The sequence below is a fragment of the Nonomuraea sp. CX421 genome (assembly GCF_059358955.1).
On the sequence record NZ_JCADBK010000002.1, the window covers coordinates 438,532 to 455,479 of the forward strand.

Here is a 16,948-nt window from a genome sequence, read left to right on the forward strand (position 1 = left end):
GCATGGTCATGCCCAGGGCCACGCGGATCAGGCCGGCTCGCGCTCCCGCAGCCGCTGGCTGACGACCTGGGTGACGCCGTCGCCCCGCATCGACACGCCGTAGAGGGCGTCGGCGATCTCCATCGTGCGCTTGTTGTGGGTGATCACGATCAGCTGCGAGCTCTGCCGCAGCTCCTCGAAGAGCCTCAGCAGGCGCTGCGTGTTGGTGTCGTCGAGCGCCGCCTCGACCTCGTCCATGACGTAGAACGGCGAGGGCCGGGCCTTGAAGATGGAGATCAGGAACGCCACCGCCGTCAGCGACCGCTCACCGCCGGACAGCAGCGACAGCCGCTTGACCTTCTTGCCCGGTGGCCGGGCCTCGACCTCGATGCCGGTGGTCAGCATGTCGGTGGGCTCGGTGAGGACCAGCCGGCCCTCGCCGCCGGGGAAGACCCGGGTGAAGATCTGCTCGAACTCGCGGGCCACGTCCTCGTAGGCCGAGGAGAACATCTGCTCCACCCGGTCGTCGACCTCCTTGACCACGGTCATGAGGTCGCGCCTGGTCTTCTTGAGGTCTTCGAGCTGCGAGGTGAGGAAGGCGTGGCGCTCCTCCAGGGCGGCGAACTCCTCCAGGGCGAGCGGATTGACCTTGCCCAGTTGGTTCATCTGCCGCTCGGCGGCACGGGCCCGTTTCTCCTGCTCCTCGCGTACGTAGGGGATCGGCGGGTCGCCGGGCACCGGGGCCTGCGGGCCGTACTCGGAGATCAGGGTCTCGGGCTCGACGCCGAACTCGTCCAGGGCCCGCTGCTCCAGCTGCTCCAGGCGCAGCCGCTGCTCGGTGCGGGCGACCTCGCTGCCGTGCACGCGGTTGACCAGCTTGTCGAGCTCCTGGCTGAGCTCGCGGACGCGCACGCGTACCTGCTTGAGCTCGGCGTCGATCGCCACCCGCGCCAGGTCGGCCTCGTCACGCTCCCGGGCCGCGAGCTGGACGGACGAGGCGAGCGCGGTGAGCACCCGCCTGGCGCCCCCGCTGACCGCCTCGGCCACCTCCGCCTGGCGCCTGCGCCTGGCGCGCCGGGCGGCGGCCTGGGCGCGCTCGTGCCGCTCGCGCTGGGCGGCGCGGACGAGGCCGTCGGCCCGGCCCTCGATGCCCTTGACGCGCTCCTCGGCGGTGCGGACCTGGAGCCGGGTCTCCATCTCGCGCTGCCTGTCGGTCTGGCAGGTGACGGCCAGCTCGTCGCGGGCCTCGGTGGTGGGCTCCGCCTCCAGCTCCTGGGAGTATTCGGCCTCGGCCAGCCTGATCTCCAGCTCGGCCAGCTCCGCCAGGCCCTCGGCCCGGGACTCCTCGGCCGCGGTGACGCCGTGACGCAGCCGCTCGGCCTCGTCGTGGGCGGCGTCGGCAGCCGCCTCCAGCTGGGCCAGCCGCTTGGCGGCGGCGGCGTCGCGCTGGTCGGCCTCTCGCTGCCGGGCCCTGACCTGGTCGAGCGCGCCCTGGGCGGCGCTCACCCCGGCCTGGGCGGTGCCGACGGCGGTCTGCGCCTCATTGACCCGGGCCTGCGCCTCCTCCACGGCCGCCTGGGCCGCCTGCTCGGTGGCGGCCGCCTCGTCGAGCGCCTCGGCGGTGCGCTCGGCGGTGGCCTCCGCGTCACCGAGGTCGGCGACGGCGTCGTCGAGCGCCGCCCGCACCTGCAGGACCGAGGTGCCGCCCTCGAACCCGCCGCTGGCCAGATGGGCGCCGACGAGGTCGCCGTCCCTGGTCACGGCGCGCAGCCCGGAGTGCTCCTCGACCACCCGGCGGGCGACGCCGAGATCGTCCACGACGACGACACCGGACAGCAGGCGGTCGACCGCCGACCTCAGGTGGCCTGGCACGGTCACCAGCTCGGCCGCCCACTCCGCACCTCCGGGCGCGGCCGTACGGACCTCGCCGCCTCCCGGCGCGGCCGCACGGACCCCGGTCTCCCCCATCCGGCCTGCCGCGGCTGCCGGGGACGGGTCCTTCGGCCCGTCACCTGGGGACGCGGACCCGCGTCCCGGCCCGTCGGCCGGGGAGGCGACGAGGAGGGTGGCCTGACCTGCCTCCTTGACCCGCAACAGCTCGATGGCCTCGATCGCCGTGTCGACGGACCTGACGGCGATGGCCTCGGCGACCGGGCCGAGCACGGCGGCGACCGCCGGCTCGGCGCCCGGCGTGACCTGGAGTGAGGCCGCGAGCGGGCCCAGCACCCCGGCCAGATCGGCCTCCAGGAGGGCGGCGCCGCCGTCGCCCTTGGCCAGCCCGAGCTCCAGCGCCTCGCAGCGGGCCCGCAGCGCGGCCACCGCCCGCTGGGCCTCCTGGTCGGCGGCGCGCGCCGCGACGACTGCCGCCTTGGCGGCCTGGGCGGCCGAACGCGGCGCGTCGAGGGCGGCCTTGGCCGACGAGGCCGCGGCGCGGGCCTCGTCGGCGACGGACTTGGCCTCCTCCACCAGTGCCTGCGCGGTGGCGAGCTCCTCGGCGAGCGCCGGATCGACGGCGGGCTCCTCGCGCCGCCGCTCCTCCAGGTCGTCGCGGGCGCGCCGCTCGCGCTCGGCCGCCTCGGCGACGGCCCGGTTGAGGCGGCCGATCTCCTCCTCGGCGGCGCGTGACCTGCTGCGCACGGAGTCGACCTGGCCCCGGAGTTTGGCCAGGCCCTCGCGCCGGTCGGCGGCGGCCCTGGCGGCCATGGCGAGGCGGCGCTCCTCGGCGCTCAGCGCGGCCTCGGAGTCGGCCCGCCGCTGGACCGCCTCCTCCAGCAGCTCCTGGGCGTGCTCCAGCTCGGCCTGGAGGATGAGCTCCTGCTCACGCACCTCGGCGGCCTCGCGTTCGAGATCTTCGGGGTCGCGCCCGCGCCGCTCGATGGAGGCGGCGTCGACGGCGTGCCGGTGGCGCTCGGCGGCCAGTTGTTCGAGGCCGGTGATGCGTTCACGCAGGCTGGACAGCCGGAAGTAGGTCTCCTGCGCGGCGCTCAGCCGGGGCTGAGCCTCGGCCTCGGCGCTCTCCAGGGCGGCCTCCCGCTGCTGGCCCTCGGCCAGCTCGGCCTCCACCTGGGTGCGTCTGCTCAGAACGGCGGCCTCGTCGGCGGCCTCGCGCTCCAGCGTCGAGCGCAGGATGCCGACGTCGTCGGCAAGCAACCGCAGCCGCGCGTCACGCAGGTCGGCCTGGATCACGGCGGCCTTGCGGGCGATCTCGGCCTGACGGCCGAGCGGCTTGAGCTGGCGGCGCAGCTCGGTGGCGAGGTCCTGGACGCGGGTCAGGTTGGCCTGCATCGCGTCGAGCTTGCGCAGCGCCTTCTCCTTGCGCTTGCGGTGCTTCAGAACGCCCGCGGCCTCCTCGATGAACGCCCGCCGGTCCTCGGGGCCGGCGTGGAGCACCGCGTCGAGCTGGCCCTGGCCGACGATGACGTGCATCTCGCGGCCGATGCCCGAGTCGGACAGCAGCTCCTGGATGTCGAGGAGACGGCAGGTGTCGCCGTTGATCGCGTATTCGCTCTGGCCCGACCGGAACATCAGCCGGCTGATCGTGACCTCGCTGTAGTCGATCGGCAACGCGCCGTCGGAGTTGTCGATGGTCAGCGTCACCTCGGCCCGGCCCAGCGGCGGCCTGGACGAGGTGCCGGCGAAGATCACGTCTTCCATCTTGCCGCCGCGCAGCGACTTGGCGCTGTGCTCACCCATGACCCAGGCCAGGGCGTCGACGACGTTGGACTTGCCGGAGCCGTTGGGGCCCACGACGCAGGTGATGCCGGGCTCGAAACGCAGAGCGGTCGCGGAGGCGAAGGACTTGAAGCCGCGCAGGGTGAGGGTCTTCAAATACAAGCGTCGGCCCCCTTCTCCCTGAACGGACTCCGGAAAAGCCTACTGGTCCTGCCTGCCCCATGCTGGCCGCCGCAGTCGAGTCCGCGGCGGCCCAGGCAAAAGAGCTACCAAGATATTCCGGATCGGGCGATGAAGAGGGCAAATAACGAGGGACGCCTCATGGAGACGTCCCTGGATCATGCGATCCGATCACTCGTCAGGTGAGTGCCGGCTCGCGCTCCTGCATGCGACTGATTGCCTCATCGCGGGTTTGCGCCGCAAGAGCGTCATTCTGGGCCTGAAGTCGGATGAGTTCTGCCTCCAGATCACGGATTCGCTGCTGCAGACGGCGCATCTCCGAGACCATTCGAGGGTCAGGACCGCCGACGTGGCCGAGTAGAGCCTTCGCCATGGTAAAGGGTCCTCCACGCTGAGTGACCAGACTGGTTCGCGCACTTCTTATTCCGCGGGAGGGGTGCGCGTGGTACCTAACAAGAGTCGCACCGGCAGTGTGGGCGGTCAAGTCGAACGAACCGCTGTTACCCCCCAGTGGGCACTCTTGCCATATAACTATACCCCATTTGGGGTGTTTAACGAAAGCCCTTACCGCTCGAGGAATCCCCCCAAACCACCTCGCACTTCACTCCAGCGTTCCACTACTCCATCCACCCGGCCCGGCGTGTCGCAACCTCTGAGCAGGTCCAGGAGCTTGACGCAGGCCTCCCGGGATCCCTCGGCGACGACCTCCACCCGGCCGTCCTCGGTGTTGCGTGCCCAGCCGACGAGCCCCAGCTCCAGCGCCCGGGCCCTGGTCCACCACCGGAACCCGACCCCCTGCACCCGCCCGCGCACCCAGGCGGTCACCCGGACGATCTCGGTGTTCTCCGGCATTCCACTGTCTCCGTCGCGTCTCAGGTGGGTGGTCAGCGCGGCCGTCGCTGGCAGGTCGGACAGGAGTAGGACGAGCGGTTCATGAACGCCTCACGCCGGATCGGGGTGCCGCAGCGCGAGCAGGGCTGGTCGCGCCTGCCGTAGACCTCCAGGGAGCGGTCGAAGTAGCCGCTCTCACCGTTGACGTTCACGTAGAGGCTGTCGAACGAGGTGCCGCCCTGGGCCAGCGCGGCGCCCATCACCTCGCGTACGGCGGCCAGCAGCTCGGCGATCTTGGGCCGGGTGAGGGTCTGCGTGGGACGGGCCCAGTGCAGCCGGGCCAGCCAGAGCGCCTCGTCGGCGTAGATGTTGCCGACCCCGCTGATCAGCGACTGGTCGAGCAGGGCCCGCTTGATCTCGGTCCGCTTGCGCCGCAGGCCGGCCGCGAACGCCTCGTCGTCGAACGCCTCTTCGAACGGGTCGGGCGCGATGTGCGAGATCGGCTCGGGGACGCCGTCGACCAGGGCCGTGAGCATGACATGGCCGAACGTCCGCTGATCGACGAACCGGAGGTCGGGACCGCCGTCCGTGAAGCCGAGACGTACCCGCAGGTGCTTCTCCAGCGGCGCGTGCGGGTCCACCACGAGCAGTTGGCCACTCATCCCGAGGTGGGCCATGAGCGCCTCCTCGGCGCCCGACAGGGGCAGCCACAGGTATTTGCCGCGACGTTCGGCGGAGATGACCGTGCGGCCCTTCAGCCGCGCGGCGAACTCCGTGGCGCCCGGAACGTGACGCCTGATGGCACGCGGGTGCAGCACCTCCGCCGTGGCGATCTCGCGGCCGGCCACCCACTGGGCGAGTCCCCGCCGGACGACCTCGACCTCTGGCAGCTCGGGCACCCTAGCCCGCCGGCTGGCTCTCGCGCTGCTCGCGGCGGGCCCGGATGCGGGTCCACGCCGCCTCGGCCGCCTGCTGCTCGGCCTCCTTCTTGCTGCGCCCCGTGCCCGAGCCGTAGGCCTCGCCGCCCACCAGCACCTCGGCGGTGAAGGACTTGGCGTGGTCGGGGCCGCTCTCCTCGACGTGGTATTCGGGCACGCCGAGCGCCTCGGAGGCGGTGAGCTCCTGCAGGGACGTCTTCCAGTCGAGCCCCGCGCCGAGCGAGGCCGAGCGGACGATCAGCGGGTCGAACAACAGGTGGACCACGCGGAACGCCTCGTCCAGCCCCTTGTCGACGTAGACGGCGCCGATCAGCGCCTCCAGGGTGTCGGCCAGGATCGACGACTTGTCGCGCCCGCCCGTGCCCTCCTCGCCCCTGCCGAGCCGCAGGAACCGGCCCAATCCCAGGTCGCGGGCCACGTCGGCCAGGGCACGCATGTTGACCACCGCGGCCCGCAGCTTGGCCAGCTGCCCCTCGGGCAGGTCGGGGTGGTTGCGGTAGAGGGTGTCGGTGACCACCAGGCCCAGTACCGAGTCGCCGAGGAACTCCAGGCGCTCGTTGGTGGGCAGGCCGCCGTTCTCGTACGCGTAGGAGCGGTGCGTCAACGCCCGCTCGAGAATGTCGGAGTCGAGGCTGACGGCCAGCACTCTCTCCAGCTCTGCTCCGGCGACCTCCACGGCCACCGGCTTAGGACCTGCGCCCACGTGTTCCTCCTCGGACACCTTCACACGGCGCGACGGCTGCGGAGGATGCCCGAAAACGTGGTGGGCGTCGGGGAGGACAGAGCCCCGGCGTCCACCACGACCGCGGGCGAACCGCTACCGCACGCATCTGAGACGTTAACGCCGACCGGGGCACAATGGCACCCGGTCGGCATCACGTCAACTGCGAGATCAGGCGGACGGCTCGATGACCTGACGACGGTTGTAGGTGCCACAGGTGGGGCACGCGATGTGCGGCTGCTTGGGCGAACGGCACTGCGGGCAGCTCACCAGGGCGACAGCAGTCGTCTTCCACTGGGAGCGACGGGCGCGGGTGTTGCTCCGCGACATCTTTCGCTTCGGGACGGCCACGTCACTTCTCCTGATCGTTATCGTTCTCGGTAACCAGACCTTGCAACGACGCCCAGCGAGCGTCGATCTTCTCGTGCCGGTGATCGTCGCCGGCCTCGGCCAGCTTGACCCCGCACTCCACGCAAAGCCCCGTGCAGTCGTCGCGACAGACGGGACTCAGCGGCAGCGCGAGCACCACCGCGTCGCGGAACGTCGGCTCGAGGTCGAGCAGCGCCCCGTCGAGCAGTGAGTCGTCCTCGGAGGCGTCCTCGTCGGAGTAGAAGAACAGCTCCTGCAGGTCGACCTCGATCTCCGAGGTCAACGGGTCAAGGCACCGCGCGCACTCCCCGGCGAGCGGGGCCTGCGCCGTGCCCGAGACGAGCACGCCTTCCATCACTGCTTCGAACCGGAGATCCAGCTCGACTTCGGCGTCCTTGGGGACACCGATCATGTCGACGCCGAGATCTGCCGGTGCCGGAAGGGTCAGGGTCACCCGCCTCATCGTGCCCGGCCGCTTTCCCAGGTCGTGGGTGGAGATCACCCATGGGGAGCGGGGGTCGAGGTGCTGAGTCATCCTGCTCTCGCTAGGCATGGCGAAACCGTCGCCGTCGTACAAGGCTGAAATGAAAGGATACCAGGCCGCTGTCAGCTCCTGAGCCGCTCGACGAGCAGTGTGTGCACCAGATCCGGCACCAGGCCGGACACGTCGCCACCATAGCGGGCGATCTCCTTCACCCTGCTGGAGGACAGGAACGAGTATTCGGGGTTGGTCGGCATGAACAGCGTCTCGACGCCGGACAGCCGGTAGTTGAGCTGTGCCATCTGCAGCTCGTAGTCGAAGTCGCTGACCACCCTGATCCCCTTGACGATCGCGGGGATGTCGTTGTGCCTGCAGAAGTCGACGAGGAGCCCGTGGAACTTCTCGACCTTGACGTTGGGGTATTCCTTGGTGACGGTCTGCAGCATGTCGATCCGCTCGTCGACCGTGAACAGGCTGCTCTTCTCGACGTTGATGAGGACGGCGACGGTCACCTCGTCATAGAGCCGGGCGGACCGGCCGATGATGTCGAGGTGACCATTGGTGATGGGGTCGAACGACCCCGGGCAGACAACGCGCCGCAAAACGCCTCCCAGGTCTACGGGTTCCCGGCGGCGCGACCGTACCAAACGGACGCTTCACCATAACGACGGACCCTCTCCTCAACGTACCCTTTAGGCCATATGAGGGGCTTTCCCCTGGTTTCCCGCTCGAATGCCACCAAAGCCCCCTCGGCCAGCCACCCGTGGTCGCGCAGCGACTCCAGCACCCGAGTCACCTCCTCGCCCGAGACCGCGTAGGGCGGATCGGCGAAGACGATGTCGTACGCCTCCCCGCCCTGGCCGGACGATCGGTCACCGCCCGCGCCCTCCGGCTCTCCGGGAGGCCTGCCCAGCAGCCGCTCCACCCGGTCGGCGACCACCTGGACCCCGTCGAGCGCCAGCGCCTTGACATTGGCCCTGATCGTCCGGACAGCCTTCGGGTCCGACTCCACCAGCAGCGCGTGCGCCGCCCCCCGGGACAGCGCCTCCAGCCCGACCGCCCCCGAACCGGCGTACAGATCCATCACCCGGGCACCCGCCAGCCCCTGGAGCGAGTCGAGGGTCAAGAAGATCCCCTCTCGCGCCCTGTCGCTGGTCGGCCTCGTCCCGCGCCCCGGCGGCACGACCAGCCGCCGCCCACCCGCGGTCCCCGCGATGATCCGAGTCATAAGAGCCATTGTTCCGCATGTCAACGCAGGTCAAGAGTGCACAGGTGTCGGCCTTGAGAGCGCAAGGGTGATTCACATCGTCTGACCGGCCACGCATGATGAGTCCTGCGGCCTCCGAGGTGACCCAGCTGGAGGCCGACCGGTGTGATCGTGAGCCCTTCCGCACACCGGTTCCCTCGGCACCTGACCCGAGGGGTGGGCCCAGCCGGGGACGGCATTCGGGGGGAGGCCGTCCCCGCGGCTGGGGCCGAGATCACGCCGGCGCCGGCCGCCGCGGAAGACGCTCGCCAGGAATCCGCTCTCCGGTCACGTCCTGCCGAGCGCCCCGCCGTAGATCACGTCTTCTCCAGGTATTCGGCGCGTTCGTCGGCCAGCAGCCGGTCGATCTCGGCGCGGAGACCGTCGTGGGAGGTCAGGGAGGGATCTCTGGCCAGCAGGGCCGCCGCCTCCTCACGAGCCGCCTCGATCACGTCCTCGTCGCGCAGGAGCTGGAGCATCTTGAGCGATGACCGCTTGCCCGACTGGGCGGCGCCCAGGACATCGCCCTCACGGCGTTGCTCCAGGTCGACCCGGGACAGCTCGAACCCGTCGAGGGTGGCGGCCACGGCGTCGAGGCGGGCCCGGGCCGGAGTGCCCTCGGGGAAGTCGGAGACCAGCAGGCAGAGCCCCGGCAGGCCGCCGCGGCCGACCCGGCCGCGAAGCTGGTGGAGCTGGGAGACGCCGAACCGGTCGGCGTCCATGATGATCATGACCGAGGCGTTGCGCACGTCGACCCCCACCTCGATGACCGTGGTGGCGACCAGGACGTCGAGCTCGCCCCGCGTGAACGCGCGCATGACCGCGTCCTTCTCCTCGGGCGGGAGCTTGCCGTGCAGCACACCCAGCCGCAGATCATGGAAGGGCCCCTCGGACAGCAGGTCGGCGACCTCCAGGACGGCCAGAGGCGGCCGGCGCTCGTCGTCGGCGGGCGGCGCCAGGTCGCCCTCGTCGCCCTCCAGGTCGCCGATGCGGGGACAGACGATGTAGGCCTGCCGGCCCAGCGCCACCTCCTCGCGCACCCGCTCCCAGGTGCGCTCCAGGAAGTGGGGCTTGTCGGCGGCGGGCACCACGTGCGTGGTGATCGGGGCGCGGCCCGACGGAAGCTGCGCCAGCGTCGAGACCTCCAGGTCGCCGAAGACGGTCATGGCGACCGTGCGCGGGATCGGGGTGGCGGTCATCACCAGCACGTGCGGCCGCCCGTCGCCGGCCTTCTCGCGCAGGGCGTCGCGCTGCTCCACGCCGAACCGGTGCTGCTCGTCCACCACGACCAGGCCCAGGTCGGCGAACTGGACGTGCTCCTGCAGCAGCGCGTGCGTGCCCACGACGATGCCGGCCGTGCCCGAGGCGGCGTCGAGCAGGGCCGAGCGGCGGGCGGCGGCGCCCATGGAACCGGTCAGCAGGGTGACCGCCGTGCCGCCGAACATGCCGCCCTGCGCCAGGTCGCCCAGCATGGCGCTGATCGAGCGGTGGTGCTGCTGGGCGAGCACCTCGGTGGGCGCCAGCAGGACGGCCTGCCCACCCGCGTCGACCACCTGCAGCATGGCGCGCAGCGCCACCACGGTCTTGCCCGCCCCCACCTCGCCCTGAAGCAGCCGGTGCATGGGGTGCTCCAGCGCCAGGTCGGCGGCGAGCTCCTCGCCCACGAGCGCCTGCCCCTCGGTGAGCGTGAACGGCAGCCGGGCGTCGAAGTCGGCCAGGATCCCGTCGTCCCGACGCGGTCGCGGCCGGGCCGGCCAGGCCGTCGCGGCCTGCCTGCGCTGGAGCAGCACCGCCTGCAGCACGAAGGCCTCGTCGAACTTGAGCCGCTCCCGGGCCCGCCGCACCTCGGCGAAGTCCTTCGGCCGGTGGATGGCCTCCAGCGCCTCGCCCAGATCCTGCAGCCCGTGGCGGGCGCGCAGCTCCTCGGGCAGCGAGTCGGTCAGCGGACCCAGCGTGTCGAGCACCAGGCCGACCGCCCGCCTGATCACCCACGGTGTCAGGTCCTTGCCCGCCGGGTAGATCGGCACCGGCGCGGCGGAGAACTCGGCGGCGCTGGCCTCGGTCTCCTCGAACAACTCGAACTCCGGATGCGACAGCTGCCAGCGCGGGTTGGTGTGCGACCCGAACAGGCCGACCTTGCCGGCGAACATGCCGCGCCGACCCGGCTTGAGCCGCGACTCGGCCACGTGGGAGCCCTTGCCGAAGAACGACAGATAGATCTTCTTGCCCGTGCCGTCGACGACCTCGACCTCGAGCCAGGTGCCGCCGCGGTTGCGCATGGGCTTGCGCATGAGCCTGGTGACCTCGCCCACCACGGTGACGTGCTCGTCGACCTCGAGCGCGTCGAGCGAGGTGAGCTCGCCGCGCTCGGCGTAGCGGCGCGGATAGTGGCGCAGCAGGTCACCGACCGTCTCCAGGCCGAGCACGCCGTGCAGCAGCTTGGCGGTCTTGGGGTCGAGCGCCTTGGTCAGGGGCTCATCGAAACGGCTCACCGGACTATGTTCTACCGTCTCCGACCGACAGAACGAACCGTCCACGCTGCCCCACGGCGAGTCCCGGGGCCGGGGCGCCGGTCGTGGCGCCGGTCGTGGCCTCATTCGACGCCGATGAGCAGGGGGTAGCCACCCTGCTCGCCGTCGTACACCACCAGGTCGAGGTCGGGTCTCGCGCCGCGCAGGTGACCGGCCAGCCGGTCGGCCAGCCCTTCGGGGGCGTCCGCGCCCGTGACCAGCGTCACGAGCTCGCCGCCGCCCGCCACCATCCGGTCCACGACCAGCGCGGCCACGTCGTCGAGCGCGCGGCCGATCACGGAGACGTCGCCGTCGATCAGCCCCAGCACGTCGCCGGGACGGCACACGCCCGCGCTGGTGACCGCCTCCCTGTCGGCGATCGCCAGGTGCCCGTGCCGGGTGTGCCCGGCCGCGTCGGTCATCGCGACGACGTCGTCGTCGAAGCGGCGCAGCGGATCGTGTACGGCCAGAGCCGCCAGCCCCTGAACGGTCGCCCTGGTCGGCAGCACGCTGACCACGACACCGTCCTCGCGGGCGATCTGCGCCGCCGCGGCCGCCACCGACCGGCAGCCCTCGTCGTTGGGCAGCACGGCCACCTCTCCGCCCGCCCGCCGGATCGCGGCCAGCAGCTCGGGCAGAGCGGGCCGCGTGCCGGGCGTCCGGCGCACCACGACCGCGCCGCACTGCTCGAACAGCGCCGCGATGCCCTCGCCGGCCGCGACGGCCACCACTCCCCTGCCCGCGTCGCCGCGATGGGTCCGCTCGGCCAGGTAGGTGATCCTGATCCGGTGCGGCCGCCCCGCCCGGAGCCCGGCCTCGACCGCGGGCCCCGCCTCGTCCACGTGGACATGCACGTTCCACAGCCCCTCGCCACCGACCACGACCAGTGAGTCGCCCATCGCGTCGAGCTCCGCGCGCAGCCCGGCCACCGCCGAGTCGTCGGCGTCGAGCAGGTACATCACCTCGTAGCCCGCGCCCACCTCGGTCATCGGCGAGACCCGTGACGTCGGCGCGGGAACGTCGTAGCGCACGCTGTAGGAGTCGGTGACGGCCGCGACCAGCGCGTCGAGGATGATCGCCAGCCCGGCCCCGCCCGCGTCGACGACACCGCTGCGGGCCAGCACGTCGAGCTGCTCGGGAGTGTGCCGCAGCGCCGCGCGGGCCGCCACCGCCGCCCGGCGCGCCACCTCGGCAGGCCCTCCTCGCTCGTCCTGTACGGCTCGCGCCACCGCGGCCAGCACGCTCAGCACCGTGCCCTCGACCGGCCGCGCCACGGCCTCCCTGGCCAGGAAGGCGGCCCGGCCGAGCCCGGCGCGCAGGTCGGCCTGGTCCTTCAGCACCTCGGCGAGACCCCGCAGCGCCTGGCTGACGATGACGCCGGAGTTGCCCCGCGCGCCGACGAGCGCGCCGTAGGCGAGCGTCTGCCACACCACCGCGGCGTCCACGTCGTCGGGCAGCGCCTCGACCGCCTCGGCCGCCGACAGCATGGTCAGGTGCAGGTTGGTGCCGGTGTCCCCGTCGGCGACGGGGAACACGTTGAGCGCGTCGATCTCCGCCCGCGCCTTGCCCAGGGCGTCGGCCGCCAGGCGCGCCCATCGGCGTACGCGAGGTGGGTCGAGGACCTCCATGTGCGACGCTCCGCCCTCCCCGAGTGCGCTACGTTGAACGAGGAGGATATCGCCGGGCCATCTGCTCGGGTTCGCACCGAGGGGTGTGGATCGGATATCCTCGTCTGGCTGGCCGGTTGTCCCGGCATGCCCTCCGCTCCGACGAACATCAGCGGACCGGGCTACATCGACTGTTTTAAGGAGCGATACCGTGGCTTCCGTCTGCGATGTCTGCCGCAAGGGTCCGACCTTCGGCAACAACGTGTCCCACTCTCACCGCCGCACCCGCCGTCGCTGGAACCCCAACATCCAGACGGTCCGCGCGGTCGTGGGCGGCACGCCGAAGAAGCTGAACGTGTGCACCTCGTGCATCAAGGCGGGCAAGGTCACCCGCTAGTTCCGACTTCCACGAGAGCCCGCCGGCCCGGCAACGAGCGGCGGGCTTTCGTCATGCCCGGGGCCTGTCAGCGCCACTGCCAGGCGTGGTCCACGGGGCCGATGCCGGTGCCCAGCGGGAAGCCCCGGGCGATGGCGCCCGTGACGTACGCCTTGGCCCGCTCGACGGCCGAAGGGACGTCCTCGCCCCGCGCGAGGTGGGAGGCGATGGCCGAGGCGAGCGTGCAGCCCGTGCCGTGGGTGTGACGGTTGTCGAGGCGTTCGGCGCTGAACCGGTATTCGCTCGTGCCGTCGGTCAGCAGGTCGACCGGCTCGTCCGGCAGGTGGCCGCCCTTGATCAGCGCCCAGGTGGGGCCGAGGGCCAGCACGGCGTCGGCGGCGCGGCGCAGGTCGCGCTCGTCCTCCACCTTGACCGAGGTGAGCTGCTCGACCTCCCACAGGTTGGGGGTGACGATCGTGGCGACCGGCAGCAGCTGGGTCCGCACCGTCTCCACGGCCTCGGGCACGAGCAGCGGGTCTCCGTGCTTCGACACCCCGACGGGATCGACCACCACGGGGGCGCCGTACGAGCCGAGCGCCACGGCCACGGTCTCGACCAGTTCGGGGGAGGCCAGCATGCCCGTCTTGATCGCCTGCGCGCCGATGTCGCCGAGCACGGAGTCGAGCTGGGCCCGTACGGCCTCGGCGGGCAGCTCCCAGTAGCCCTGGACACCCAGTGAGTTCTGCGCCGTCACCGCGGCGATGACGCTCATCCCGTGCACGCCCAGGGCCAGCATGGTCTTGAGATCGGCCTGGATGCCCGCTCCACCGCCGGAGTCGGATCCGGCGATGGTCAGCACACACGGAGGGGTCGTAACGGTCATGTCCCCCATCCAACCATTTAGTTGACTGCGCACTCCCCGCCGACCAGCCCGCAGTTGCCGGGCCGACCCGCCCGGCCCGTGGCGGAGAACTTCACCTCGGTGGACCCGCCCTTCACCAGGGAGCCGGACAGATCGATGATCAGCAGGTTGCCGTCCTGCGTCCATTCCCCGCCCGTCATGCTCACGACCCGGCCGGCGACGGGCAGCGACACCGTGAGCAACTTCAGCGCCTTCGGGGAGGCGTTGACCACGTCCAGATGCGCGGTGTAGCCGGTCACCCCCTGCCTGACGACGTCGAACCTGACGTTCACCGAGCCGCCGCTGAGCGCCGACTGGACGGTGGCCGACGCGGTCGGCTGAGGGTTGGCGGACGGCGTGTCGGTCGTGGTGCCGCCGGGATCGTTGATCGTTATCGGCTCCTCCGTCGGCTCCTCCGTCGCGGTCTCCTCGAAGTCCGTCGGGAGCGGCTCGTCGGTCTGCTTCGCCGGCGTCCTCTCCTTGGTCTTCGTGGGCGTCGGCTCGGGAGAGGAGGTGCGGCGCGGCGCCCGCGCGCTCGTCGTGTTCTGCGGAGTCGGGGTGTCGGCCGCGTCGGACTGCTCGTCCTCCGTCGGCTCATCGATCGGGGACTCCTCCTCCTCGACCGGCTCGGACACCACCGGCGCCGGCTGGTTGGAGGTCTGTACGGCGGTGCATCTGTCCCCAGGGCACGCGGTGTCTCCGGGGCCGCTCATCAGCTTGACGCCCGCGACGGTGCCACCGAGCACGACGGCCACGGCGGCGACGGAGAGCAGGGCGACCCTGGCCCTGCCACCGCCCGGCGCCTCGTCCACCACCGCGTCGACCGGAGGCGGCTTGCGGCGACCGCGACGGCGGCGGGGCCCGGAGTCGTCCGACGACCAGCCGGAGTCCAGGAAGCCGTCGCCGCCGTCCGCCCAGGCCGGGGCGGACGTGTCGGCCATGGTCGGGTTGCCGGGCGTGGTCGGGTTGCCGGCCACCCGCACGTCCCCGGGCTCGGGCGGCTGGAGCGCCTGAGTGCGGTCCGCCTCCTGGCCGAACGCCTGCGTGGCGTCTGCGCCGTACTCGAAGGCGCGCGGGTCCGAGTCTGCCTGAGGGGCCCTGAACGGATCGCTTCCAGGCCCGTACGCCCGCGGATCGGAATCCCCCCGGGCGGCTCCGAACGGATCGCTCGCGGGCCCGTGCGCCCGCGGGTCCGACTCTCCCGACGCGGCCCCGAACGGTCCGGTGGACGACCCGTGGGCCCGCGGATCGGTTTGTCCCGCGGCCGTCGCGAACGGATCCGCACTCCCGAACGCGCGCGGGTCCGGCGCCCCCGGATGGGCACCGAACGGATCCTGCCCGTCGCGGGAACCGGACGGACCCGGACCGAACGGATCCTGGGCACCACGAGGACCCGGCGCTCCTGGACCCAATGGATCCTGGGCGCCATGAGGACCTGTGTTCGCGCGAGAGCCGGGACGGCTCGGCGGACCGAACTCGTCGACGACCGAGAAGGTCTGGGTGTTCTCCCCCGGGGTGTCCCAATGCGCCGGCCGGGTGAAGGCCCCGGTGGTCTCGAACGGCTGGTCCGGCCCCGGCATGGACCCGCCCGGATGACGTTGGGGCGGCGGCGCGAAGGCCCCCGTCGTCTCGGGCGGACTGGACGGCGGTGGGGGCGGCGTCTGTCCGGGCTCCCGCCTGGGCATCGGCGCCCACTGGCCCGTCACCTCGACCTGATCGGGAAGCGACGGCCAGCCAGGCGGTTCGGCGGGCCGCTCATCGGTGTCCCAGAAGGAGCTCTTGGCGGTCGGGTCCGGCGCGGCAGCCCACTTCGCGGCGTGATCGGTGAACCTCAGGTCCTCCTGTGAGTCGTCGGACCTGCCGTCCCCCCATTCGTCCGCGTCTTCGGATCCACCTGTGCCGTGGCGGCCCATGGCTGCCCTTTCTGCCGGGTACATGGCCGCCAATCTTCATAACACCTTTGCTACGCCTTTGTCACAGCAATCACGGGAGTTCCCCGTCACACCCGAAGAATTTCCGCATATCAGGACAAGTCCTCACCTAAAGTGATCCCACCCGCCGCGGTCCGTCTCGCGCCCCTCGACGGACACCCCCCGGCCCGCGACCACACGGCCGACGACCCGCCACGACGGCCCGAGGCGTACCTCTGCCGGGAAGACGGCGGCGAGGGCGTGGTCATCACCGCCGGTGAGGACCCAGTCGAGCGGATCGGTCCCGAGCACCGCGGCCGCGGCGGCGACCGGCGCGTCCACCGCGAACGCGGCGGAGTCCAGCTCCACGCGCACCCCGCTGGCCGTCGCGACGTGCCCGAGGTCCTGCAGCAACCCGTCGCTGACGTCCAGCATCGCGCTCGCCCCGAGCCGCGCCGCCTCCGGCCCGCACGGGTAGGGCGGGCACGGCCGCCGATGCGCCGTCACGGCCTCGCCCAGCAACGACTCCACGTCATCACCGCCCGCCCGACCCGCCTCACCTAGCGTCCGACCATCCGCCGGAAGACCCGTCGGGCCCCCCTCACCGGACGGCCGATCCCCCGCCGGAAGGCCGGTCGGGCCCCCCTCACCGGACGGCCGATCCCTCCTCGCGGGGTCGGTCCAGCCGGCTTCCAGCAGGGCCAGCCCGGCCGCCGCGTGGCCGAGGCGGCCGGCTACGGCCACCACCTGTCCGGGACGCGCTCCCGACCTGGTCACGGGCGCCCGCCCACCCAGGTCGCCCAGCGCGGTCACGCCGAGCACCACCAGGTCGCCTCGGGTGGTGTCGCCCCCGGCCACGCTCGCGCCGACGACGGCGCACTCGTCACGGAACCCGTCGGCCAGCGCGTCGAGCCAGTCGACCGGCAGCTCGGCCGGCATCCCGAGCCCGACCACGATGGCCGTGGGCACCGCGCCCATGGCGGCGATGTCGGCGAGGTTCTGGGCCGCCGCCTTCCGGCCGACGTCGTAGCCGCTGGACCAATCCCGGCGAAAGTGCCTACCCTCGACTAGGAGGTCCGTTGACACCACCACGCGCCCGTCCGGCGCGCTGACCATCGCGGCGTCGTCGCCGGGACCGAGGAGCACTGTCTCTCCTTGGGGCAGACGTCCTGAAATACGAGTTACTGCTCCGAATTCGCCGAGATCTCCGACTGTGATGACGCACCT

The 16,948-nt window shown here is 71.9% G+C and carries 15 protein-coding genes; 1 reads left to right on the forward strand and 14 read right to left on the reverse strand.

The features are described 5' to 3' along the window. Positions 1–27: 27 nt before the first annotated feature. The 11 genes from AC5L3X_RS05105 to AC5L3X_RS05155 all read right to left on the reverse strand — a co-directional run bounded on the left by AC5L3X_RS05105 (position 28) and on the right by AC5L3X_RS05155 (position 12,555). On the reverse strand, positions 28–3,813 hold the full coding sequence (locus AC5L3X_RS05105) for an AAA family ATPase (RefSeq protein ID WP_494855425.1): 3,786 nt from the start codon (positions 3,811–3,813) through the stop codon (positions 28–30). Between the two features lie 196 nt (positions 3,814–4,009). Continuing rightward, on the reverse strand, positions 4,010–4,204 hold the full coding sequence (locus tag AC5L3X_RS05110) for a hypothetical protein (RefSeq protein ID WP_049556952.1): 195 nt from the start codon (positions 4,202–4,204) through the stop codon (positions 4,010–4,012). 191 nt (positions 4,205–4,395) lie between these two features. Continuing rightward, positions 4,396–4,683, reverse strand: a complete 288-nt coding sequence (locus AC5L3X_RS05115) for an acylphosphatase (RefSeq protein WP_494855426.1) — start codon at positions 4,681–4,683, stop codon at positions 4,396–4,398. A 32-nt stretch (positions 4,684–4,715) separates the two neighbouring features. Further along, positions 4,716–5,561, reverse strand: a complete 846-nt coding sequence (gene mutM, locus AC5L3X_RS05120; RefSeq protein WP_494855428.1) for a bifunctional DNA-formamidopyrimidine glycosylase/DNA-(apurinic or apyrimidinic site) lyase — start codon at positions 5,559–5,561, stop codon at positions 4,716–4,718. Between the two features lies 1 nt (position 5,562). Beyond that, positions 5,563–6,282: a ribonuclease III gene (rnc, locus tag AC5L3X_RS05125; RefSeq protein ID WP_189123594.1), complete on the reverse strand. Its 720-nt coding sequence runs from the start codon at positions 6,280–6,282 to the stop codon at positions 5,563–5,565. A 210-nt stretch (positions 6,283–6,492) separates the two neighbouring features. Next, positions 6,493–6,672 (reverse strand): 50S ribosomal protein L32, encoded by a 180-nt coding sequence (rpmF, locus tag AC5L3X_RS05130; RefSeq protein WP_033409409.1) that lies wholly within the window; start codon positions 6,670–6,672, stop codon positions 6,493–6,495. Between the two features lies 1 nt (position 6,673). Further along, complete coding sequence (locus AC5L3X_RS05135) at positions 6,674–7,243, reverse strand: YceD family protein (protein ID WP_494855430.1); 570 nt, start codon at positions 7,241–7,243, stop codon at positions 6,674–6,676. Positions 7,244–7,296: 53 nt separating this feature from the next. Next, positions 7,297–7,773 carry a pantetheine-phosphate adenylyltransferase gene (gene coaD / locus AC5L3X_RS05140; RefSeq protein WP_189123363.1) on the reverse strand — a complete coding sequence of 159 codons (477 nt, stop codon included), beginning with the start codon at positions 7,771–7,773 and terminating at the stop codon, positions 7,297–7,299. Between the two features lie 14 nt (positions 7,774–7,787). Further along, complete coding sequence (rsmD, locus tag AC5L3X_RS05145) at positions 7,788–8,399, reverse strand: 16S rRNA (guanine(966)-N(2))-methyltransferase RsmD (protein ID WP_494855431.1); 612 nt, start codon at positions 8,397–8,399, stop codon at positions 7,788–7,790. Positions 8,400–8,734: 335 nt separating this feature from the next. Beyond that, the gene (recG, locus tag AC5L3X_RS05150) at positions 8,735–10,909 is read right to left on the reverse strand and encodes an ATP-dependent DNA helicase RecG (protein ID WP_494855432.1); all 2,175 of its coding nucleotides are present in this window, start codon (positions 10,907–10,909) and stop codon (positions 8,735–8,737) included. A 101-nt stretch (positions 10,910–11,010) separates the two neighbouring features. Then, on the reverse strand, positions 11,011–12,555 hold the full coding sequence (locus AC5L3X_RS05155; RefSeq protein ID WP_494855434.1) for a DAK2 domain-containing protein: 1,545 nt from the start codon (positions 12,553–12,555) through the stop codon (positions 11,011–11,013). A gap of 190 nt (positions 12,556–12,745) precedes the next feature. On the opposite strand from AC5L3X_RS05155, the gene rpmB reads away from it, so the two are divergent. Continuing rightward, the gene (gene rpmB / locus AC5L3X_RS05160) at positions 12,746–12,931 is read left to right on the forward strand and encodes a 50S ribosomal protein L28 (RefSeq protein ID WP_043618345.1); all 186 of its coding nucleotides are present in this window, start codon (positions 12,746–12,748) and stop codon (positions 12,929–12,931) included. Positions 12,932–12,998: 67 nt separating this feature from the next. On the opposite strand, the gene thiD is transcribed toward rpmB, so the two are convergent. From thiD to AC5L3X_RS05175, 3 genes are all read right to left on the reverse strand, one after another. After that, positions 12,999–13,802, reverse strand: coding sequence for a bifunctional hydroxymethylpyrimidine kinase/phosphomethylpyrimidine kinase (gene thiD, locus AC5L3X_RS05165; protein WP_494855435.1), 804 nt, complete (start codon positions 13,800–13,802; stop codon positions 12,999–13,001). Between the two features lie 8 nt (positions 13,803–13,810). Then, entirely contained in the window at positions 13,811–14,788 is a 978-nt protein-coding gene (locus tag AC5L3X_RS05170) for a hypothetical protein (protein WP_494855437.1), read from the reverse strand. Positions 14,789–15,847: 1,059 nt separating this feature from the next. Next, a complete protein-coding gene (locus tag AC5L3X_RS05175; RefSeq protein WP_494855438.1) occupies positions 15,848–16,867 on the reverse strand; it encodes a thiamine-monophosphate kinase in 1,020 nt (339 codons plus the stop codon). Positions 16,868–16,948 lie beyond the last annotated feature (81 nt).

Excerpts from the sequence above, each read along its gene's own strand:
- thiD (WP_494855435.1), bottom strand. The coding sequence starts at position 13,802 with ATGGGGGACATGACCGTTACGACCCCTCCGTGTGTGCTGACCATCGCC.
- rsmD (WP_494855431.1), bottom strand. The coding sequence starts at position 8,399 with ATGACTCGGATCATCGCGGGGACCGCGGGTGGGCGGCGGCTGGTCGTG.
- AC5L3X_RS05115 (WP_494855426.1), bottom strand. The coding sequence starts at position 4,683 with ATGCCGGAGAACACCGAGATCGTCCGGGTGACCGCCTGGGTGCGCGGG.
- AC5L3X_RS05155 (WP_494855434.1), bottom strand. The coding sequence starts at position 12,555 with ATGGAGGTCCTCGACCCACCTCGCGTACGCCGATGGGCGCGCCTGGCG.
- AC5L3X_RS05110 (WP_049556952.1), bottom strand. The coding sequence starts at position 4,204 with ATGGCGAAGGCTCTACTCGGCCACGTCGGCGGTCCTGACCCTCGAATG.
- AC5L3X_RS05135 (WP_494855430.1), bottom strand. The coding sequence starts at position 7,243 with ATGCCTAGCGAGAGCAGGATGACTCAGCACCTCGACCCCCGCTCCCCA.